Origin of the sequence: Mesorhizobium sp. B3-1-7 (genome assembly GCF_006439385.1) — a bacterium.
Classification (GTDB): domain Bacteria; phylum Pseudomonadota; class Alphaproteobacteria; order Rhizobiales; family Rhizobiaceae; genus Mesorhizobium.
Map to the genome: position 1 here is coordinate 1 of NZ_VFTL01000056.1, position 20,905 is coordinate 20,905.

Below are 20,905 nucleotides of genomic sequence, written 5' to 3' on the forward strand. Positions count from 1 at the left end.
TGCGTTGTTCACGCCGCCGGCCTCGCTCGCCGCATAGTCGCCGCCGGCGACCACGCTGATCGAGGCCGCGTCGTTGGTCCCGTCGATGGTGATCGTCACGTCATGCGTGGTCGTGCCGCCGTGGCCGTCGTCTGCCTTGATCGTATAGGTCAGCGTGAGATGCTCGCCCGCCGCGAGATAGTCGAAAGCTTGTGGCGTGGAGTTGAACGACCAGTTGATCGCGCCCGATGTGTGGCTGTTGTCGATGACGGGATTGCCGCCCAGCGACAGCATGCTCACGACGTTGGCAGCCTGAAGGGAACCGGTAGCCCCGTCCAGGGTCACTCCTGTCACCGAGGCGGTGACCGTATCATGGATATCGACGTCGCTGACGGTCAGCGTGCCGTTTGTCGACAAAGGGGCGTTTGTTTCGTTAAGCGTGGTGGCATCGTGATCGCCGGCCGCGACGGTGATCACCGGGGCATCGTCGGTACCTGTGATAACCACCGACAGCGTACCCACGCTGAGCGTGCCGTTCGACATCTTGATCGTGTATTGGATCGTGTCCGTGAACTGCTCTCCAGCGCCGAGCGCGTTGATCAGGGGGGCTACAACGGTCGCGTCATAGTGAATCTTGTTGTCGGTGCCGATCCAGAATTTCGCCCCGCTCGTGCTGCTGGTTTCGACGACGTTCGCAACGTCCTGTATCAGGAGATCCTTGTTATAATCGGCGAAGGCCTTGTTCGTGACTGTGATGCTGGCCCCTCCGTCGTCGTTCTTGGTGCCGTCATCCACCGAATAGATCGTCGTCTTGGTCCCGCCACCGCTTGCCGCAAGCACGTCGAACGTGAACTGAAGGCTGCCGTCCTCTGTGCCGGATTGAGTCAGATCGGCTGCCGCGCCCGAATTCGAAAACGTGACGGTCGAGCCCGAAACTGTTGTGGTCGCCATTGCCAATTTCCCCCTGTGATCCCTTGCGAACAATGGAAGTGTTCGCCCCAACGGTTACTGCTGATCCTGGTGCAGACGACGCAAGCGGATGCTTCCGCCTGCGGCGGTTGGTCAGGACCAAGCCACTCTGATTGAACGTAAAGACTTCTCTCGCCGAGAGACAAAACCCCACCCCAGAGCGCTTGCACGCTCGCACCCAACATTCCTAGCTGGCGTGCCCCCCTCGGTCGCCGCAATCGCGGGACAAGCATACCTATATTCAGGTATATTAGCTTTTTACGATTTGGAAACCATAACGGAATATATATTGCCGCGTAATGTTAACGATTCATTAGACATTTAACGAATCTGCCATCCCATCGATTGATGCCTGTGTCTCCCAAAGTGGGCTGCGATTTGGAGGGAATGATACGCATCAAAACAAAGACTTAAAGTGCACGGCTCAGTCCGTTTCGGCGCAGCGTCATTTGATGGCGCAGCGTTGACTTCGCATCGCTCGGTCGCTGGCATTTCTGTCGGAAATTTTATCGGAACATGTAGCGCTGCGTGCAACCGACAAAGCAGGCTGGCCGTCAACCAATGGCGCAAAGGCCGCCAGAGCCAGGTCGCCAGCGTCTTCCGATGTCAGCCAGCCAGGCTGGCTTGCTCTGCGGCATTCGGGTCGCCCGGCGCGGTCGCCCAGGCGAGTTCGACCAGCGTCACCGTGCGCCGGCCCACGCCGTCGACCTGGCAGACGATGAGGCCTTGCTCCTCGATATAGTCGAGCAGCCGGCGCGCGCGGCGCAGCGAATGCGAGCCGTAGGCCCGCGCGATCGCCGCGTCGCTCGGACATGGCCAGCCTTCCTTCGCCGCGCGGGCGATCATCATGAACACGCCCTGCATGTCCTCGGGCAGCAGCGAAGCGCGCACGGAAACGTCGCGCCAGGCGTCGTCCTCGGCCATGTCGGAGCCGACGCCCGCACGCGCCCGCGTCAGCATGCGGCGGAATTCCGAAAGGTCAGGCACGACCGACGCGAGCCCCTCGATGCGGCAGCGAACGACGAACTCCTGGTAGAGCACGCCGATGACGCGGAACCCGGCATCCGGCTCGGCCAGGATGGCGCGCAGGATGCGGTCCATCCGCTCGCGCCGCTCGGCGAGGTCCTCGGCGCTGGGCTGCGGTTCCGCCGGCTCGGGGCGGATGTCCAGCGGCGCGGCCTTGGCCGCCATCAGCTGGTCGAGCAGATCGGGCGAAGGCCGGCGTTGCGGCCTGACCGTCTCCGGCGGCGGCGCCGCGAGGATGATCGCGCGCGCATCTTCCAGCATCGCTTCCGGCAGCGGCATCAGCCGCGGCGTGCCGTTGCGCGGGCTGGTTTCGGTCTGGCCGATGCGCACGCTGAGTGGACGGCGCGACAAGGCCGGACCGAGCGCCATGAAATGCCCGCGCTCCAGGTCGCGGAAAGCTTCGGCCTGGCGCCGCTCCATGCCGAGCAGGTCGGCGGCGCGCGCCATGTCGATGTCGAGGAAGGTGCGGCCCATCAGAAAGTTGGAGGCCTCCGCCGCGACGTTCTTGGCGAGCTTCGCCAGCCGCTGCGTGGCGATGATGCCGGCAAGCCCGCGCTTGCGGCCGCGACACATCAGATTGGTCATGGCGCCCAGCGAGAGCTTGCGCGCCTCGTCCGAAACCTCGCCGGCGGCGGCGGGCGCGAAGAGCTGCGCCTCGTCGACGACCACGAGCATCGGATACCAATGGTCGCGCGCGACCTCGAACAGCCCGCCCAAGAATGCCGCGGCACGCCGCATCTGGTTCTCGGCATCGAGCCCTTCGAGGTTGAGCACCGTCGAGACGCGATGGATGCGCGCCCGCTCGCCCGCCGCCTGCAGGCCGCGCTCGGTATGCTCCTCCGCATCGATCACCAGATGGCCATAGCGTTCGCCCAGAGACACGAAGTCGCCTTCGGGATCGATGATCGTCTGCTGCACCCAGGGCGCGCTCTGTTCGAGCAACCGGCGCAGCAGATGCGACTTGCCGGAGCCCGAATTGCCCTGCACCAGCAGGCGGGTCGCCAACAACTCCTCCAGGTCGAGGGCCGCCGGCGCGCCCGCCGTCGTCTGCCCCATCTCGATTGCAACCGTCATGTCTCGACTCGGATCGTCTCCCTGCGCGCGACGGGCTTACCAACCTGAGCGCGGTGCGTCGAGCATGGGTCGCAGCCGTCGGCTCGGTGTTCCACACCTAAGGGCGGCGTCGGCCCGTCGCTGGCGCGAATGGCGGCAGGCTGTCGCCAGCCACACTGGTCGGACCACCATTTCACTGGCGCAATCCAACCATTGGCGTATCATCTTTTTATGGGAGGGTTCATGGCAGGAGGAGGCCAATGAACGTCGCTGCGGAAGTACCCGTCATGGACCCGACGGTGCAAGACCTTGTTTCGTCTGCTCTTTCGAAATTTCGCGCTGGCGACACCGTCTCGACCCGGGCGATGCTCGACGTCATCCGCCGATCCGACCCGGCCTGCCAAGACAGTGACGACCATCTGATCGAACTGATCGTCATGGCTGCCGTTGGTAAGACCATGGGCGTCGTCTTCGACCACCGCTCCCCGGACGAACGATCGCCGCTTCTCGCCTAAGAAACCAAGTTTTGGCAGGCCGAACGGCCTTAGCCCAGCGGATGCGGCATGTAGCCGACAAAACCGGCGATCTTCCAGCGTCCGCCGACCTTGCGGCAGAAATAGAGCGTCTGCCATTTGAGCCGGTCGACGCCGCCGTCGGCCTTGGCGACCGAGCCGTCGAACTTTTTGTGCAGCACCGCGCGGTCGCCATCGACATCGATGTCGCGCATGTTGGTGACGCGGAACAGCGCCTCGCGCAGCGGTTCGGCGAATTTCGTCGCCGCGGTTTCCTTGGCCTGCCGCAGCCATTCGTCGCGATAGACCTCCAGCCTCGGGAATTGCAGCCTCCAGGCATCGGCATTGTTGAGGAAATGCGCGTGCATGCCGAAGAAGCTTTCGGCGATGAAATCGTCCTCGACCATCGACCAGTCCTGACCGAGGAAAGCATCGATATCGCGCCGCACCAACATTTCCCAAAGCGCGTGGCGGTCGGCATCGCCTTCCGGAAACGGATTCTTGTCTAAGGTCATGCTGGATCTCTCCTCATACGCGCGGCCGGTCGGAGGCGGCGTCGAGCGCAAGATGCTCAGGCTTCTGTAATAAAGCAACATGGATTTCGAAAAAATGTTGCTTTCCGACATTGCCTCTAGGAGGATCGTGCCGACGAGCGTAGACGGCTATGTGAACGGTCCCGCTCGATCGCCAGGAGGAGGCTCACTTGCCCAAGCAATGCTTTGGAAAATCGCATGTTCCGCTCTCGCCCGCCGTGCGCGCCGGCGATTTCGTCTATGTCTCCGGCCAGGTGCCGGTAGGCAGCGACGGGCTCGTGGTCAAGGGCGGCATCGCCGAACAGACCGAGCAGGTGCTGCAGAACGTCAAGGCGGCGCTGGCGCTTGCCGGCTGCACCATGGACGATGTGGTGAAGACCACCGTCTGGCTGGAGGATGCGCGCGATTTCGGCACGTTCAACACCGTTTATGCAAAGCATTTCCCGCAGGATCCGCCGGCGCGCACCACCGTCGAATCCCGCCTGATGATCGACATCAAGATCGAGGTCGAGGCGGTCGCCTACCGGCCGCTCTGATCGCGAACACGCAGCAGCAGGGAGTGCACCGATGCAGTTCGATCTCCTGATAAAGGGCGGGCGCGTCATCGATCCCGCATCGGGCCTGGACGCGCAGCGCGACGTCGCCATCGCCGATGGGCGTGTTGCGGCAATCGAGGCCGCCATCGATGCCGAACATGCCACGCAGGTGGTCGACGCCAGGGATTGTATCGTCGCGCCCGGCCTCGTCGATCTGCACAGTCACGTCTATTGGGGCGGAACCTCGCTCGGCGTCGATGCCGACCGGCTCGCCGCCAAGAGCGGCACCACCACCTTCATCGACGCCGGCAGCGCCGGTGCCGGCAATTTCCTCGGCTTTCGCCGCCATGTCATCGAGCTCTCGAAGGTCCGCATCCTCGCTTACGTCAACATCTCCTTCGCCGGCATCTTCGGATTCTCGAACACCGTGTCTGTCGGCGAATGCAGCGACCTCAGGCTTTGCGAGCCGCGCGAGACGGTTGCCGCGGTACGCGAGCACGCCGACGTGGTCGTCGGCGTCAAGGTGCGTTCCGGCAAGCATGCCGGCGGTTCGAGCGGCATCGCTCCGGTGGACCTGGCGTTGGAGGCCGCCGACAAGGCCGGCCTGCCGCTGATGGCGCATATCGACGAGCCGCCGCCGGGACGCTCGGAAGTGCTGCCCAGGCTGCGCCGCGGCGACATCCTCACCCATTGCTTCCGCCCCTTCCCCAACGCGCCGGTCTTCGCCTCCGGCGCGGTGCGGCCGGACATGCGCCTCGCCCGCGAGCGCGGCGTCATCTTCGACATCGGCCACGGCATGGGCTCCTTCGACTTCGAGGTCGCCAAGGCGATGCTGGCCGAAGGCCTGGCTCCCGACGTGATTTCGAGCGACGTGCATCTCTACTGCGTCGACGGCCCGGCCTTCGACATCCTGGTCTGCATGTCGAAGCTGATGGCGCTTGGCATGCCGCTGGTCGAGGTACTGCGCGCGGCGACCATGCATCCCGCGCAGGCGATTGCCCGGCCCGAGCTCGGTGCGCTGAAGGTCGGCGGCATCGGCGATGTCGCGGTGCTCAAAGTGATGCCAGGACGCTTCACCTTCGTCGACGCTGTCGGAGCGTCACTGGTCGCGGACCAGCGTCTGGTCTCCAACGGCATCGCCATCGGCGGCAAATGGTGGCCGAACGAGGCGCCCGACCACAATGAGACCGAGCGTTTCGAGGCGCCTGCGCGCCACACGCATGTGGATGTGGCGGCGAGACATTTTGGGCGGGGTATGATTAGCTGATCTCTCCCTGAGGGGAGATGGCCGGCAGGATTGCGGCGGCGGCGCGTTTGACGAATGACTTCCCCCACTCCGTCGCTGCTTCGCAGCGCCACCTCTCCCCCCTCCGGAGGGAGAGGAAGGGAGCCAGCTGGAATAAGCGCGCGCCTTCCTCTCCCCCGTCGATCGGGGGAGAGGTGTCGAGCGAAGCTCGACGGAGTGGGGGTCGACCTTACCTCGCATTACTCGGCTCGCCATAGACAGGCGTCGCGATCCCCTCCATCCGCGCCTTGAGCTGCAGCGCCACATATTTCGAATAGAAGCGCGACAGCGCCAGGTTGCCGCCGTGGAACCACAGCGCTTCCTGCGCCGTCGGCTTCCACATGTTGCGCAATTCGCCCTGCCACGGACCCGGATCGCCCTTGACGCCGGAGCCCAGCCCCCAGCACGGGCCGACCTTGTCGGCGACCTCGCGCGAGACGATCCCCGCAACCGTCTCGTTCATCGACTGGTAGCCGGTGCAGCAGACGATGGCGTCGACGGTAAGCTCGCTGCCGTCCTCGAACAGGATGCCGGACGGCGTCAGCGTCTTGATGCCGACGCGGCTCTTGACCTTGATCTCGCCCTTCAGGATCAGCTCGCAGGCGCCGACATCGATGTAATAGCCGGAGCCTGTGCGGTAGGCCTTCATCAACAGCCCGGTCTCGTCCTCGCCGAAATCGATGGCGAAGCCGCTGTCGCTGAGGCGTTTGTAGAAATCCGCGTCGCGCGCCCGGATCGCGTCATAGAGCGCGCGCTGGCCCTTCGGCACCAGCGCGAAGGGCGTCGAGGCCACGATCATGTCGGCCTTGTCGGTGGTGATGCCCCGGGCCAGCGCCTTCTCCGAAAAGATCTCGAAGCCGACATCCATCAGCGTGTCGGATTTCACCACGGTCGTCGGCGAACGCTGGACCATGGTGACCTTGGCGCCCGCTTCCCAGAGATCGACGCTGACATCGTGCCCCGAACTTGCAGCGCCGATCACCGCGACGCGCTTGCCGCGGAATTTCTCGCCGGTGGAATACTGGCTGGAATGCAAAAGCTCACCCTTGAAGCTGTCCGTGCCCGGCAATTCGATCGGCCGCGGCGGACCATAGGCGCCGGTGGCGAAGACGATGTGTTTCGGCTTCAGCGTGACGCGCTGGCCGACGCGGTCGACCACCACCGTCCACACCTTTTCGGCCTCGTCATAGGCAGCGCTGATGCATTTGGTGGCCACCCAATAGTTCAGCTCCATGACGCGGGTATACATCTCCAGCCAGTCGCCCATCTTGTCCTTGGGCGTGAAGACCGGCCAGTTTTCCGGGAACGGAACATAGGGCAGATGGTCGTACCAGACCGGATCGTGCAGCACGAGCGAACGGTAGCGGTTGCGCCAGGAGTCGCCGGCGCGCGCGTTCTTGTCGATGACAAGGGTCGGAACGCCCAGTTGCCGCAGCCGGGCGCCGAGCATGATGCCGCCCTGCCCGCCGCCGATCACCAGGCAATAGGGCTGCTCGTGCACGCCGAGGTCGCGCGCCTCGCGCGCCCTGGCTTCCGCCCAGGTTTCGCGCTTGGGGTCGGCCTTGTGGCGGATGCCGAGCGGCCGGGCCGGGCCTTTCCGCTCCTCGAAACCCTTGAGCTCGCTCATCGCCGTGAACAGCGTGCGGCAGCGGCCGTCCTTGAGCCGCAGGATCCCCTCGCCGCGCGCCACCGTCGTCTCGAAGCTGAACCAGGCTTCGACGATGCCATCGTCGACGCCTGGCTCTCCGGTCAGCCGCCAGTGCGACGGCTGCGCCAGGTCGAGCGTGGCCTTCAGCATCTCGCGGATCGCGGCCTGCCCCTCCATGGTCTTGATGTTCCATGTGAAAGTCAAAAGATCGCGCCAGTAGCAATCCTCCGCGAAAAGACCGATCGCAGCGTCGATGTCGCCGGCCTCGAGCGTCCGGCCGAAAGCGCCGAGCCAGGTAGTCGCCTGTTGCGATGGTGCGATGTCGAGCATTTTTTGTCCTTCCCTCCGAATATATTCGAACGACACGGCCACCTGTCGACCTTGTCGAAACTCGCCTTGAGGCGGTCGAGATTCAGGTCAGGCCGAGTCGAAAATGGTGGGTTCCGAGAACCGGAGCGGAGCGTACTTAGGTACGTGAGCACCGGAAGCGCAGGAAACCGCCATTTGCAGGCCGGCCTCACCTGAATATCTCAATCCCCCAGCGGCTCCATCTCCTTGCCGGTCCGGTGGATCTGGGCGTTGTATTTGATGCGGCGCACCGTTTCGCGCGCCGGGCCGTCGATCCTGTAGGCGGTTGCCACCGCCAGCAGATCGATGGCAGCCAGGAAAGCATAGCGCGACGCCGTCGGCTTCAGCGTGTCGGGATATTCGGCAACAGCCATCGTCAGCCGCACATCGCAGACGCGCGTCAGTTCGGTATCCGGCGCCGTCACGCAGATCGCGTTGGCGCGGTAATGCTTGGCGAGTTCCACCGCTTCGATCACCTCGCGCGTGCGCCCCGTTGCCGAAATCGCGATCACCAGATCGCCCGGCTTCAGCGTCGAGGCGGTCATGCGCATCAAGTAAGGATCGCATTGCGCGCTGATGGTGATGCCGTAGCGGAACAGGCGGTATTGCGTCTCCTGCGCCAGCGCCGACGAACTGCCGCCAAGGCCGAACACCGTCACCTGCCGCGCCTTGGCGATCAGTTCCGCGGCCTTTTGCAACTGTCCCGGATCGATCTGCCGCTCCGCCTCCTGCAGCGCGCGCCGCGCCTCGCCGAACACCGCGTTCCAGAACGGCATGCCGCTGTCGCCGTTCGCGGGTTGCGGCTTGGTGGCGAGATAGAGCGCGCCGACGACAAGGCTCTGCGCCAGCTTCAGCTTGAAATCGCGCACGCCATCGCAGCCGATGGCGCGGCAGAAGCGGGTGACCGTCGGCTCGCTGACCCCGGCGCGCTGGGCAAGCGCGGCGTTGGAAGCGTCGACCGCATATTTGACGTCGTCGAGCACGACGTCGGCGACGCGGCGCTCTGCCGGCCGCAATTCCGCATAGCTGTCCTTCACCTGCGAGATGATATCGGGAATGCGCCGGAGATGGTCGTGCCGCTCGTCGTCCTCGTCGGTCGCTCGCAACGCCTGGCTGTCAGCTTCGGTCATTCGCCAAGTCCTCCCCAGCCCGCTTCTGGAACTATCATCTTCGCGATTATCCGCCCGCTGGCCATAGGCAATCAACCGAGACGGAGTATGTAGGAAAGTAACACACACGGCAAGGGATCATAAAATTTATGAAAACCAAATAGTTAGACAAAATCTGATTGAACCTGATTGCATCCGCCATCTGTCGCCGCTTGACAGTAAAGTAGGATAGTTACAGACTGATTTCGCGGACAGATGGGGCCTCCGGCAACGCATCGCGCAGTCTCCGAGGGGGAGCATGAATACGGCAAGCGCAACAACGCCGAAGCTCGGCGTGCAGGCAGCGACCAAGGTCTATCAAACGGCCTCCGGCGATCTTCTGGCGCTGGATCGCTGCAGCCTGGATGTGCGGCCCAACGAGATCGTATCCATCGTCGGCCCCTCCGGCTGCGGCAAGACCACGCTGTTGTGGTCGATGTCGGGCCTGCATCGCCTGACCGCGGGGGCGATCCTGCTCGACGGCAAGGAGATCACCGGCCCGCGGCCCGAGATCGGCATCGTCTTCCAGGAAGCGAACCTCCTGCCCTGGCGCAATCTCGACGCTAACATCAACTTCCCTTTCGAGATCAAGGGCGAGAAACCCGATCGCGCCTGGATCGCGCATCTGTTGAACCGCGTCGGGCTCGACGGCTTCGGCGGCAAGTTCCCGCGCGAGCTTTCCGGCGGCATGCAGCAGCGCGCCGCGATCGTGCGCGCGCTGGCGCTGAAACCCTCGGTGCTGCTGATGGACGAGCCTTTCGGCGCGCTCGACAGTTTCACCCGCGAGGAGATGAACCGCCTCGTCGAGGAGATCTGGCTCGACACCAAGACTACCATCGTCTTCATCACCCACAGCATCGAGGAAGCGATCTTCCTCTCCGACCGCGTGGTGGTGCTGACGACGCGGCCCGGCCGCGTCGCCAAGGTCTACGACGTGCCGTTCCCGCGGCCGCGCTCGCTGGAAATCATGGCGACGAAGGAGGTTTTCGATCTCACCAACAAGATCAAGATGGACATTGTCGGCGGGCGTGTCCGGCCGAGCACGCTGGAGCGGCCGTCGGCCGAAATCGTGAGGATCAGGCCGTGAGCGGGGGCGACGCTATTCCGGAATTCTCCAAGGCGAAGTCAGGCGGCGACGGCCAGGATGTCAGCCTGACCAATCTTTCGGCCTTCGCCAGCGGCCCCGGCATCAAGTCCGGCGCCGAGGTGGCGGCGATCCTCGCCGTCGCGGTGGTGATTGTCGGCGGCATAGAGCTCGCGCTGCGCATCTTCCACGTGCCGCAATATATTATGCCGCCGCCGAGCTCGATCGCCTACGCCTTGTTCGACGAGTTCCCGCTGATCGCGCCGCATCTCGGCTACACGCTGGTCGAGCTCGTCTCGGGCTTCGCCATCGGCGCCATAGTCGGCCTGGTGATGGCGGCGGTGATCACCCAGTTTCCCTTCGCCGAAAAAATCGTCGCGCCCTACATCCTCATCCTCGTCACCACGCCGATGTTGGCGCTGGTGCCGCTGCTCATCTTGCGCTTCGGCTTCGGCTATACGCCGCGCATCATCGCCGTGGCCTTGGCCGCCGGCCCGATGGTGATGATCAACGCCGCGACCGGCTTCCGCCGCGTCGACAGCGCCAAGATCGCTTTGGCCCGCTCCTATGGTGCCAGCACACTGCAGATCTTCTGGAAGATCCGCGCGCCGATGGCGCTGCCGATGATCCTGGTCGGGCTGATGATCGGCGCGATCTTCGGGCTGCTCACCGCCGTCGGCGCCGAGATGGTAGGCGGCGGCTTCGGCCTCGGCAACCGGCTGACCTCCTATTCGTCGATGATCCAGATGCCGCAATTCTTCGCGGTGGTGCTGATCCTGTCGACGCTCGGCATCCTGATCTACGTGCTGTTCTTCCTGATCGGCAAGAAATGGGCGAGCTGGGAAACATAAGCGCGAAAGGACGAGGTCGCCCGGGAGGCGGGCGAAGGCAAGCAATCAACAAAAGGGGAATGCCATGATCAACGAAAGCTCATTCGACACATCGACAAGAGCGGGCATCAGCCGCCGCTATTTCCTGCAGGTGACGGCGGCCGGCGTCGTGACCGCCACCGCGCTTGGCGCGTCTGGCCTGAAGGCCAGGGCGGCGGCCTATGAGAAATTCACCTGGATCTCGCCGCGCGGCACGCTGGAAGTGCTGGACGACTATCCCTACTGGTCGGCCAAGAAAGCCGGCTATTTCGGCGACCTCGCCACCGACATGCAGCCGGGCCCGTCGGATGGCACCGCGACGGTGAAGTTCGTCGATGTCGGCCAGGCCGACATGGGCTTCCCCTCGCCCGGCGTCTTCTCCTTCGCCATCCAGAACGGCATGAAGCTGAAGTCCGTCTTCCACATGGGCGCGCGCGACACCTTCAGCATCGCCTTCCGCAAGGGCCAGGGCACCAAGAACCTCAAGGATCTCGAAGGCAAGACCATCCTGCTCGGCTCCGCCGCCTGGCAGGCGATCGTCGATCCGCTGCTTGCGGCCCAGGGCGTCGACATCAAGAAGGTGAAATATGTCGAGGCCGGCTGGCCAACCTGGGGCACCGCGCTTGCCGGCGGCCAGGGCGATGCGGCGCTCTCCTGGGAAGGGCTGCGCGCCGAATGGATCGCAAAGGGCCTCGACTTCGAATACTGGCTCGGCGTGCAGAACTCGAAGCTGCCGGCCAACACCTTCGTCGTGCGCGCCGCCGATCTCGAGGACGCCGACAAGAAGGCTTTCCTGGAGAAATACCTGCGTGGCTGGGCGATGGGTCTCGAATTCGGCTACCAGAACCCGCGCGCCGCGGTCGAGGCCGTGTTCGAGCAGTTCCCGACCTTGGCCAAGAACCTCGGCCCCGAACTCGGCACCACCTCGATCCTGCAGCAGATCAACGTCTTCCGCGGCGACATGGACAAGCGTGGCGGCTGGGGCTCGCACGACATGGCGAGCTGGCAGGGCTTCTTCGACGAGATCCTCAAGATCGGCCAGATCACCGCGCCGGTGAAGGCCGAGGACGTCTGCACCAACGACCTGATCCCGGCCGCCAACGACTTCGACAAGGCCAAGGTCAAGGCCGACGCCGACGGCGTGAAGCTGTCGGAAGGCTTTGCCGCGCTCGACGTCGACAAGATCAAGGCGCACCTCTTCGATTCGGCAGTGAAGTGAAGGGGCTGGCCCCTTTCCTCTCCCTCCGGAGGGGGGAGAGGTGGCGCCGCGAAGCGGCGACGGAGTGGGGGAAGGCGTTCGCCAAATGCGTAATCGCTGCAAGACAGGCACAATCTGGCGCGCAAGAAACCTCAGGCGGCGCGGCGAAGGTCGACCCCCACTCCGTCGAGCTTTGCTCGACACCTCTCCCCCGATCGACGGGGGAGAGGAAGGGGCCGGGTGATGAGCGGCGGCGCTGACCTAAGGTGGTTGTCCCAGATAGGCATACGAGCGGCGATCGATCGCCGCCCATGACTGAATCAAGAAAGTAGGGAGGCTTCGATGGCCGACAAAGTTAAAATTCTGGTGGTTGGTCTGGGCAATATGGGCGCCTCGCATGCCAGCGCCTATCACCGCTCCGACGGCTTCGAGATCGTCGGAATCATGAGCCGCAGCATCAAGAGCAACAAGAAGATCCCGAAAGAACTCGCCGGCTACCCACTCTACGAGGATTTCGACCTGGCGCTGAAGGAGACCAAGCCGGACGCGGTCTCGATCAACAGCTGGCCGAACACGCATGCCGAATACGCGCTGAAGGCGATCGCCGCCAACTGCCATGTGTTCATGGAAAAGCCGCTGGCCACCAACATCGCGGACGCCGAGAAGGTTGTGGCCGCGGCGCGGGCGAAGAACCGCAAGCTAGTGCTGGGCTACATCCTGCGCGTCCACCCGTCCTGGATCAAATTCATCGAGGTCGGCAAGACGCTCGGCAAGCCGTTGGTGATGCGCCTCAACCTCAACCAGCAGAGCAGCGGCACCGCCTGGCACTGGCACAAGAACCTGATCGATTCGCTGATCCCGATCGTCGACTGCGGCGTGCACTATGTCGACGTCATGTGCCAGCTGACCGGCGCCAAGCCGGTGCGCGTGCACGGCATCGGCGCGAAGCTGTGGGCCGAGGCCGACAAGCAGAATTACGGCCATTTGCATGTCACCTTCGATGACGGTTCGGTCGGCTGGTATGAGGCGGGCTGGGGCCCGATGATGAGCGAGACGGCCTATTTCGTGAAGGACGTGGTCGGTCCCAAGGGCGCCGTCTCGATTGTCGCCGGCCAGTCGGGCAGCAGCGCCAAGGACGCCGAGGAGGTGTCGGATTCCGCCGACATCGACCGCCACACCAAGACCGACGCGCTGAAGATCCATTACGCGCAGGTCGACGGCGACAAGAATTTTGCCAAGCCCGACGAGATCGTCAGCATGGAGGACGAGCCTGGCCACCAGGAGCTTTGCGACCGCGAGCAGGCCTTCTTCCTGCGCGCCATCCGCGAGGATCTCGATTTGACCGAACAGATGGATGCCGCGGTGAACAGCCTGCGCATCGTGCTGGCGGCCGAGCAGAGCATCGCGGAAAAGCGCACCGTCGAGCTGGCCTAAAGCCGCCGCTCCCTCATCCGGCCGCTTCGCGGCCACCTTCTCCCCTGCGCGGAGAAGAGGTTGGCGCCGACGCCGACAATCTCCTCTCCCGGCGGGGAGAGGTCAGCCGAGCGAAGCGGAGGCTGGTGAGGGCGAGTCCGGGCCAGTTCTCAGCCGACAGCACTTGCAAGTGGGAGGAAACACATGGTCGCGATCTCGAAGAGCTTGCTCGAAACCTACACCCAGTCCGACGCGCTGGCTCTCGCCGAACTTGTGAAGCACGGCGAGGTTTCTCCCGCCGAGCTCGTCGAAGCGGCGATCACCATGATCGAGCGCCTGAACCCGGAACTCAACGCGGTCGTCCATCGTCTCTACGACCTGGCGCGCGCCCAGGCGGCGTCGGTTGACAAGAACGCGCCCTTCGCCGGGGTTCCCTACCTGCTCAAGGAGCTCGCTTCGTCCTGGACCGGCGCGCCTCTCACCAATTCCTGCCGCTACCTCAAGGACTTCGTCGCCGATTCCGACAGCGAGGTGGTGCGACGCATCAAGGCGGCGGGCCTCATCCTCGTCGGGAAATCCAACGCGCCGGAAAACGGCTGGTCGATCACCACTGAGCCGAAACTCTACGGCACGACGAAGAACCCGTGGAAGGAAGGCATCACGCCGGGCGGCTCGAGCGGCGGCGCTGCTGCCGCGATCGCCTCGCGCATGGTCCCGATCGCCGAAGCCAGCGACGGGGCCGGCTCGATCCGCGTTCCGGCTTCCTGCTGCGGCATTGTCGGCCTGAAGCCATCGCGCGGCCGCGTCAGCCTGGCGCCCTTCGGCGACTATTGGTATGGCGGCGCCTATTTCCTCTGCTGCTCGCGAACGATCCGCGACACCGCCGCCTATCTCGACGCCGTGGCCGGCGCCCTGCCCGGCGATGCCTACACGCCGCCGGTGCCGGCGGACAGCTGGCTCAGCCTTTCCGCGCGAGCGCCGAAGAAACTGCGTATCGGCTTTACCGTCACGCCGCCCAACGGCACGGCGATTGATCCTGACGTCAAGGCAACCGTGCTCTCCACGGTCGCCGCGCTGGAACGTCTCGGCCACGACATCGAGGAGCACGACATGCCGCTCGACGCCGATGCTGTCTGGAAGATCTACACCGACATGACCTGCGTGCAGACGGCTGCCACTTTCGGCTTCCTGGAGACGCTGGTCGGCCGTCCCGTCACGCCGAACGATGTCGAACCGCTGACCTGGACGATCATCCAGCGCGGCCGCGCGACCAGCGGCATCAAGCATATTTCGGATGTCGAGCAGTTGAGGTTGATCGGCCGCGATATCGTCGGCGACCTCAACCCCTATGACATCTTCATCACCCCGACGCTGACGCAACTGCCGCGTCCGCTCGGCTATTACGACATGTCGGAGACCGATCTCGATCGTTACAACGCCAAATGGGGCGACGCGGTCTTCAACTTCCCCTTCAACATCTCCGGCCTGCCGGCGATCTCGCTGCCGCTCGGGCAGTCGGCCGGCGGCGTGCCGATCGGCGTCCAGCTCGTCGGCCGTTACGGCGACGAGGCGATGGTGCTCGCGCTTTCCACGCAGTTGGAAGGGGAGATGCCGTGGAAGGATCGGCGGCCGGGAACTGGATTATAATCCACCACCTGAGAGCGGCGGTTCTGACGACTGCTCGGGCTCACGACTTAACGCCTGGAGCCGATAGACGTTCAGGGTTTCGACCATCTGCTCGGCCGACAACGGCCATATACCGGGTAACAAGGCTTTAGCTCCCAGTTTTTTGCTGATCCGCGTAAGCGGTGAAGCGGTTTTAGCCCCCGGTCGAAAATTGTAAGCAACTGCCTGGTTGCCTTTGGGTAAGTTATGGACAAAGAAGCCGTCAATGTCTGCCCAAAGAACTTGCTTCTGTGAACGGACTAGTCCGCCGCATAGAGTAAATCCGCAGCTATTCAGCCGCAGCGATTGTGGACGGATTATCAGCCAGCCGAACAGAGGTAAGCACAACCCAAAGAGAACCAGTCCAAGCTCGGTTAGGACACGTTCGAAATCGGTATCCGGCACAATCGTTGCACCGGCCCAGAAGAGTGCCAAGCTTCCAACAAGATACAGCACAGCTTTGCCTCTGGATCCACTTATGATCTTGGGTTCAAAGATCTCGCTCACTTCCTCGCCTTCCGCTGCAGGTATGTCGATTGACCCGGTCTTCAGAATTTCACGGACTAAACCACCATATAAGTTTACGGCGCCTATTCAGCAGGTTGGATAACGCGGTCGCCGCCCGCTCAAAACCCCTATAAAATTCCTATATCTTTCCCATCCCTCCCGTCTCGAACCTTTATGGCGATCGGGTCCATATTTCCGTTCGAAGAAACGCTGTGAACCGCCGTCGCCGCCAAGGTGACGAGCGCGTGCGTGAAGTTTTCAGCCCGCCTACGCGGTCTGTGAACACAAGTGGAAAACAAGGAACACCTGCAATGGACCTCATAGTTCTCGGGATCGGGGTTTTATTCTTCGCCCTGTCCTTAGCCTACGTCAAAACCTGCGAGAGAATCTGAGAAAGGGCCGTACCATGCTTTTCGACTACATCCTCGGCGGCGCGGTGACCTTGTTCCTGCTTGCCTACCTCACCTACGCGCTGATCCGCCCAGAGCGCTTCTGACCGGTACGCGGAGAGCCCATCATGACCATAAATGGCTGGATGCAGATCCTTGTCTATTGCGGGATCCTGCTTTTGCTCGTGAAGCCGCTCGGCTTCTATATGTACCGCGTCTTCAGCGGCGATAGCACCTTGCTGTCGCCGGTGCTCGTCCCTATCGAGCGTGGCCTCTACCGCCTCGCCGGCACGAGCGACAGGGAAGAACAGCACTGGGCCGTCTACGCGACGGGCATGCTGCTCTTCAATCTCGCCGGCCTGCTGGTCCTTTACGCGCTGCAGCGGCTGCAGGGCGTGCTGCCCTACAATCCCGCGGGCATGACCGCGGTCGACCCGCAGCTGGCCTTCAACACCGCCGCCAGCTTCATCACCAACACCAACTGGCAGAACTACGGCGGCGAAAGCACGATGTCCTATCTCGTGCAGATGGCCGGCCTCACCGTCCAGAACTTCGTCTCGGCCGCTACCGGTATTGCCATCGCGATCGCCTTGATCCGCGGCTTCGCACGCGCCTCCGGCAAGTCGATCGGCAATTTCTGGGTCGACCTCACCCGCTGCACGCTCTACGTGCTCCTGCCGCTCTGCATCGTGCTGACGCTTGCCTATGTGTGGCTCGGCATCCCGCAGACCCTTGGGCCGTATGTCGATGCCACCACGCTGGAGGGCGCCAAGCAGACGATCGCGCTCGGGCCGGTCGCGTCGCAGGTCGCCATCAAGATGCTCGGCACCAATGGCGGCGGCTTCTTCAACGCCAACGCCGCGCATCCGTTCGAGAATCCGGACGCCATCTCCAACCTGATCCAGATGCTGTCGATCTTCGCGCTCGGCGCCGGCCTCACCAATGTCTTCGGCCGCATGGTCGGCAGTGAGCGCCAGGGCTGGGCGATCCTCGCCTCGATGGGCGTGCTGTTCCTCGTCGGCGTCGCCGTCTGCTACTGGGCCGAGGCCGCCGGCAACCCGCTGGTCCATGCGCTCGGCATCGACGGCGGCAACATGGAAGGCAAGGAGACGCGCTTCGGCATCGCCGCCTCGGCGCTGTTCGCGGTCATCACCACGGCCGCCTCCTGCGGCGCCGTCAACGCCATGCACGATAGTTTCACAGCGCTCGGCGGCATGATCCCGCTGATCAACATGCAGCTCGGCGAAGTCATCGTCGGCGGTGTCGGCGCCGGCTTCTACGGCATCCTGATGTTCGTCGTCGTCGCCGTCTTCGTCGCCGGCCTGATGGTCGGCCGCACGCCGGAATATCTCGGCAAGAAGATCGAGGCCAGGGAGGTCAAGATGGCGATGCTTGCCATCCTGTGCCTGCCGCTGGCGATGCTGATCTTCACGGCCATCGCCGTTGTCCTGCCGAGCGCCGTGGCCTCGATGGCCAATGGCGGCCCGCACGGCTTCACCGAGGTGCTCTACGCCTATACTTCGGCCGCCGCGAACAACGGCTCGGCCTTCGGCGGCCTCTCCGGCAACACGCCCTGGTATAATCTGACCATGGCGGTCGGCATGCTGATGGGCCGCTTCCTGGTCATCATCCCGGCTTTGGCCATCGCCGGCTCGCTCGCCGCCAAGAAGACCGTGCCTGCCTCCGCCGGCACCTTCCCGACCGACGGCACGCTGTTCGTCGGCCTGCTGGTCGGCGTCATCGTCATCGTCGGCGGCCTCACCTTCTTCCCGTCGCTCGCCGTCGGTCCGATCGTCGAGCATCTGGCGATGATCCATGGACAGACCTTCTGAGATGACCATGCCCCGCTTCAACGACATCCGTGGCAACGACCGTCAGCAGACCGGTGACGGAGCGCCCGACAACGGAAGGGGCGAGAAGCCTCGTCCTTTCCCGACCCTTTCGACCTTTCTCGGCATGGCGGCCGTGCTGTTCGTGCTGTGGCTGCTGGCCATCGGCCTTCCGCGCCTTTTCCCGAAGACCGAACACCCGGCGCCGTCCAACATAACCGATACTGGAGCCCAAAAATGAGCCAGTCCAAATCCGCTGTTATCATGGATGCGCGCATCCTGGTGCCCGCCATCGGCGGCGCCTTCCGCAAGCTTGATCCGCGCACGCTGGTCAAGAATCCGGTGATGTTCGTCGTTGCGGTCGTCTCGCTGCTGACCACCGTGCTTTTCATCCGCGACCTGATCGCCGGCGGCGGCGATCTCGGTTTCACGCTGCAGATCATCATCTGGCTGTGGTTCACCGTGCTGTTCGCCAATTTCGCCGAGGCGGTGGCCGAGGGCCGCGGCAAGGCGCAGGCCGACTCGCTGCGCAAGGCGCGCACCGAAACCCAGGCCAAGCTGCTCACCAACGGCGACCGCACCAAATTCAAGATGGTGCCGGGCACCAGCCTGAAGGTCGGCGATGTCGTGCTGGTCGAGGCCGGCGACATCATCCCATCCGACGGCGAGGTGATCGAAGGCGTGGCCTCGGTCAACGAAGCGGCGATCACTGGCGAATCCGCGCCCGTCATCCGCGAATCCGGCGGCGACCGTTCGGCCGTCACCGGCGGCACCCAGGTTCTGTCCGACTGGATCCGCGTGCGCATCTCCGCCGCGTCCGGCCAGACCTTCCTCGACCGCATGATCTCGCTGGTCGAGGGCGCCGAGCGCCAGAAGACGCCGAACGAGATCGCGCTCAACATCCTGCTTGTCGGCATGACGCTGATCTTCGTGCTGGCCACCGCGACCATCCCGAGCTTCGCCTCCTATTCGGGCGGCTATATCTCGGTGACCATCCTCGTTGCGCTCTTCGTGACGCTGATCCCGACCACGATCGGCGCGCTGCTGTCGGCCATCGGCATCGCCGGCATGGACCGCCTCGTGCGCTTCAACGTGCTCGCCATGTCCGGCCGCGCCGTCGAGGCCGCCGGCGACGTCGACACGCTTCTTCTCGACAAGACCGGCACCATCACGCTCGGCAACCGCCAGGCAACCGAGTTCCGTCCGGTCAAGGGCGTCACCGAGCAGGAGCTGGCCGATTCAGCACAGCTTGCATCGCTGGCCGACGAGACGCCGGAAGGCCGCTCGATCGTCGTGCTCGCCAAGGAGAAATACGCCATCCGCGCCCGCGACATGGCAACCTTGCACGCGACCTTCGTGCCCTTCACCGCGCAGACCCGCATGAGCGGCGTCGACATCGACGGTTCGTCGGTGCGCAAGGGCGCCGTCGATGCGGTGCTCAATCACGTGAATCAGGCGACCGTCGCCGCCCATGGCACGCGTCCGGCGACCGAAACGATCCGCGACCTGCAGGCGATCGCCGACGAGATCGCCAAGGCCGGCGGCACGCCGCTGGCGGTCGAGCGCGACGGCCGCCTGCTCGGCGTCGTCCACCTCAAGGACATCGTCAAGGGCGGCATCCGCGAGCGTTTCGCGGAGCTGCGCAAGATGGGCATCCGCACGGTGATGATCACCGGCGACAACCCGCTCACCGCGGCTGCCATCGCCGCCGAAGCCGGCGTCGACGACTTCCTCGCCCAGGCGACGCCCGAGAACAAGCTGTCGCTGATCCGCGAGGAGCAGGCCAAGGGCAAGCTGGTCGCCATGTGCGGCGACGGCACCAACGACGCGCCGGCGCTGGCCCAGGCCGATGTCGGCGTCGCCATGAACACCGGCACCGTCGCTGCGCGCGAGGCCGGCAACATGGTGGACTTGGACTCCGACCCGACCAAGCTGATCGAGATCGTCGAGATCGGCAAGGCGCTGTTGATGACGCGCGGCTCGCTGACGACCTTCTCCATCGCTAACGACGTGGCCAAGTACTTCGCCATCATCCCGGCGATGTTCGCGGTCTTCTACGTCGCGCCCGGCCAGTCCACCGGTCCGCTGCAGGCGCTCAACGTCATGCATCTGGCGACGCCGCAGAGCGCCATTCTGTCGGCCATCATCTTCAACGCGCTGATCATCATCGCGCTGATCCCGCTGTCGCTGAAAGGCGTGAAATATCGCGCCATCGGGGCGGGCTCGCTGCTCACCCGCAATCTGCTGATCTATGGCCTCGGCGGCATCGTCGTGCCGTTCGTCGGCATCAAGGCGATCGACCTGGTCGTCACGGCCCTAGGCCTTGCATAAGGATTTGCCCCTATGTTCAAGCAACTCAGACCTGCCTTTGTCATGATCGTCTTCTTCACCGTGCTGACCGGCCTCGTCTATCCGATCGGCATGACCGGCATTGCCCAGGCGCTGTTTCCGATCCAGGCCAATGGCAGCCTTGTCGAAAAGGATGGCAAGGTCATCGGCTCCAGCCTGATCGGCCAGGCTTTCGCCAGCGACCGCTATTTCCACGGCCGGCCGTCGGCGGCCGGTGACGGTTACAACGCCGCGTCCTCGGGCGGCTCGAATCTCGGCCCGACCAATCCCAAGCTTATCGACCGCATCAAGGGTGACGCCGGGAAGCTGAAGGCCGAGAACCCGAACCAGCCGGTGCCCATGAACCTCGTCACCACCTCGGGCAGCGGCCTAGATCCCGACATCAGCCCGGAGGCCGCCTATTTCCAGGTGCCGCGCGTCGCCAAGGCCCGCGCCGTGGACGAGGCCAAGGTGAAGGCGCTGGTCGACAGCCATGTCGAGGACCGCGAGCTTGGCGTCCTCGGGGAGCCGGTGGTCAACGTGCTGGCGCTGAACCTGGCGCTGGACGAGCTGAAGTAATCCACCC

Annotated in this window: 19 protein-coding genes; 13 read left to right on the plus strand and 6 right to left on the minus strand. The window is 64.1% G+C overall.

Annotated elements, in window-relative coordinates:
- Positions 1-930 (minus strand): VCBS domain-containing protein (locus FJ417_RS31190; RefSeq protein WP_210240682.1); only part of this gene is annotated, 930 nt, incomplete at its 3' end.
- 624 nt (positions 931-1,554) lie between these two features.
- Positions 1,555-3,048 carry an ATP-binding protein gene (locus FJ417_RS31195; protein WP_140786100.1) on the minus strand — a complete coding sequence of 498 codons (1,494 nt, stop codon included), beginning with the start codon at positions 3,046-3,048 and terminating at the stop codon, positions 1,555-1,557.
- 239 nt (positions 3,049-3,287) lie between these two features.
- Between FJ417_RS31195 and FJ417_RS31200 the strand changes: the two genes are divergently transcribed.
- The gene (locus FJ417_RS31200) at positions 3,288-3,542 is read left to right on the plus strand and encodes a hypothetical protein (protein WP_140786101.1); all 255 of its coding nucleotides are present in this window, start codon (positions 3,288-3,290) and stop codon (positions 3,540-3,542) included.
- A 29-nt stretch (positions 3,543-3,571) separates the two neighbouring features.
- On the opposite strand, the gene FJ417_RS31205 is transcribed toward FJ417_RS31200, so the two are convergent.
- Entirely contained in the window at positions 3,572-4,054 is a 483-nt protein-coding gene (locus FJ417_RS31205) for a hypothetical protein (RefSeq protein WP_140786102.1), read from the minus strand.
- A 188-nt stretch (positions 4,055-4,242) separates the two neighbouring features.
- Between FJ417_RS31205 and FJ417_RS31210 the strand changes: the two genes are divergently transcribed.
- Positions 4,243-4,608, plus strand: coding sequence for a RidA family protein (locus FJ417_RS31210; protein ID WP_140647917.1), 366 nt, complete (start codon positions 4,243-4,245; stop codon positions 4,606-4,608).
- 31 nt (positions 4,609-4,639) lie between these two features.
- Positions 4,640-5,875, plus strand: coding sequence for an amidohydrolase/deacetylase family metallohydrolase (locus FJ417_RS31215; RefSeq protein ID WP_140786103.1), 1,236 nt, complete (start codon positions 4,640-4,642; stop codon positions 5,873-5,875).
- A 208-nt stretch (positions 5,876-6,083) separates the two neighbouring features.
- Here the strand turns inward: FJ417_RS31215 and FJ417_RS31220 are convergent, their stop codons facing one another.
- Both FJ417_RS31220 and FJ417_RS31225 read right to left on the minus strand, forming a co-directional pair.
- Positions 6,084-7,871 (minus strand): NAD(P)/FAD-dependent oxidoreductase, encoded by a 1,788-nt coding sequence (locus FJ417_RS31220; RefSeq protein WP_140786104.1) that lies wholly within the window; start codon positions 7,869-7,871, stop codon positions 6,084-6,086.
- A gap of 200 nt (positions 7,872-8,071) precedes the next feature.
- Positions 8,072-9,019 (minus strand): MurR/RpiR family transcriptional regulator, encoded by a 948-nt coding sequence (locus tag FJ417_RS31225; RefSeq protein WP_140786105.1) that lies wholly within the window; start codon positions 9,017-9,019, stop codon positions 8,072-8,074.
- 277 nt (positions 9,020-9,296) lie between these two features.
- Here FJ417_RS31225 and FJ417_RS31230 point away from each other — a divergent pair, with 277 nt between their 5' ends.
- The 5 genes from FJ417_RS31230 (at position 9,297) to FJ417_RS31255 (ending at position 15,248) form a co-directional block, all read left to right on the plus strand.
- Entirely contained in the window at positions 9,297-10,124 is an 828-nt protein-coding gene (locus FJ417_RS31230) for an ABC transporter ATP-binding protein (protein WP_140786106.1), read from the plus strand.
- Positions 10,121-10,972: an ABC transporter permease gene (locus tag FJ417_RS31235; RefSeq protein WP_140786107.1), complete on the plus strand. Its 852-nt coding sequence runs from the start codon at positions 10,121-10,123 to the stop codon at positions 10,970-10,972. Before FJ417_RS31230 ends, FJ417_RS31235 begins: the two co-directional genes overlap by 4 nt.
- A 64-nt stretch (positions 10,973-11,036) precedes the next feature.
- Positions 11,037-12,209 carry an ABC transporter substrate-binding protein gene (locus FJ417_RS31240; RefSeq protein ID WP_140786108.1) on the plus strand — a complete coding sequence of 391 codons (1,173 nt, stop codon included), beginning with the start codon at positions 11,037-11,039 and terminating at the stop codon, positions 12,207-12,209.
- Positions 12,210-12,530: 321 nt separating this feature from the next.
- Positions 12,531-13,622: a Gfo/Idh/MocA family oxidoreductase gene (locus FJ417_RS31250; protein WP_140658103.1), complete on the plus strand. Its 1,092-nt coding sequence runs from the start codon at positions 12,531-12,533 to the stop codon at positions 13,620-13,622.
- A gap of 183 nt (positions 13,623-13,805) precedes the next feature.
- The gene (locus tag FJ417_RS31255; RefSeq protein WP_140786109.1) at positions 13,806-15,248 is read left to right on the plus strand and encodes an amidase; all 1,443 of its coding nucleotides are present in this window, start codon (positions 13,806-13,808) and stop codon (positions 15,246-15,248) included.
- Here FJ417_RS31255 and FJ417_RS31260 read toward each other — a convergent pair.
- Entirely contained in the window at positions 15,243-15,773 is a 531-nt protein-coding gene (locus FJ417_RS31260) for a hypothetical protein (RefSeq protein ID WP_140786110.1), read from the minus strand. The two genes, FJ417_RS31255 and FJ417_RS31260, sit on opposite strands and share 6 nt — an antisense overlap.
- A gap of 406 nt (positions 15,774-16,179) precedes the next feature.
- Between FJ417_RS31260 and FJ417_RS31265 the strand changes: the two genes are divergently transcribed.
- Genes FJ417_RS31265 through kdpC form a run of 5 tightly spaced genes read left to right on the plus strand, consistent with a single transcriptional unit; the run spans position 16,180 to position 20,898 of the window.
- Entirely contained in the window at positions 16,180-16,269 is a 90-nt protein-coding gene (locus FJ417_RS31265; RefSeq protein ID WP_036257910.1) for a K(+)-transporting ATPase subunit F, read from the plus strand.
- 21 nt (positions 16,270-16,290) lie between these two features.
- Positions 16,291-17,994, plus strand: coding sequence for a potassium-transporting ATPase subunit KdpA (kdpA, locus tag FJ417_RS31270; RefSeq protein ID WP_140786111.1), 1,704 nt, complete (start codon positions 16,291-16,293; stop codon positions 17,992-17,994).
- A gap of 1 nt (position 17,995) precedes the next feature.
- Positions 17,996-18,232 carry a hypothetical protein gene (locus tag FJ417_RS31275; protein ID WP_246687611.1) on the plus strand — a complete coding sequence of 79 codons (237 nt, stop codon included), beginning with the start codon at positions 17,996-17,998 and terminating at the stop codon, positions 18,230-18,232.
- Positions 18,229-20,322, plus strand: a complete 2,094-nt coding sequence (gene kdpB / locus FJ417_RS31280) for a potassium-transporting ATPase subunit KdpB (protein ID WP_140786112.1) — start codon at positions 18,229-18,231, stop codon at positions 20,320-20,322. The genes FJ417_RS31275 and kdpB overlap by 4 nt, the downstream gene beginning before the upstream one ends.
- A gap of 12 nt (positions 20,323-20,334) precedes the next feature.
- Entirely contained in the window at positions 20,335-20,898 is a 564-nt protein-coding gene (kdpC, locus tag FJ417_RS31285) for a potassium-transporting ATPase subunit KdpC (RefSeq protein WP_140786113.1), read from the plus strand.
- Positions 20,899-20,905: the final 7 nt, after the last annotated feature.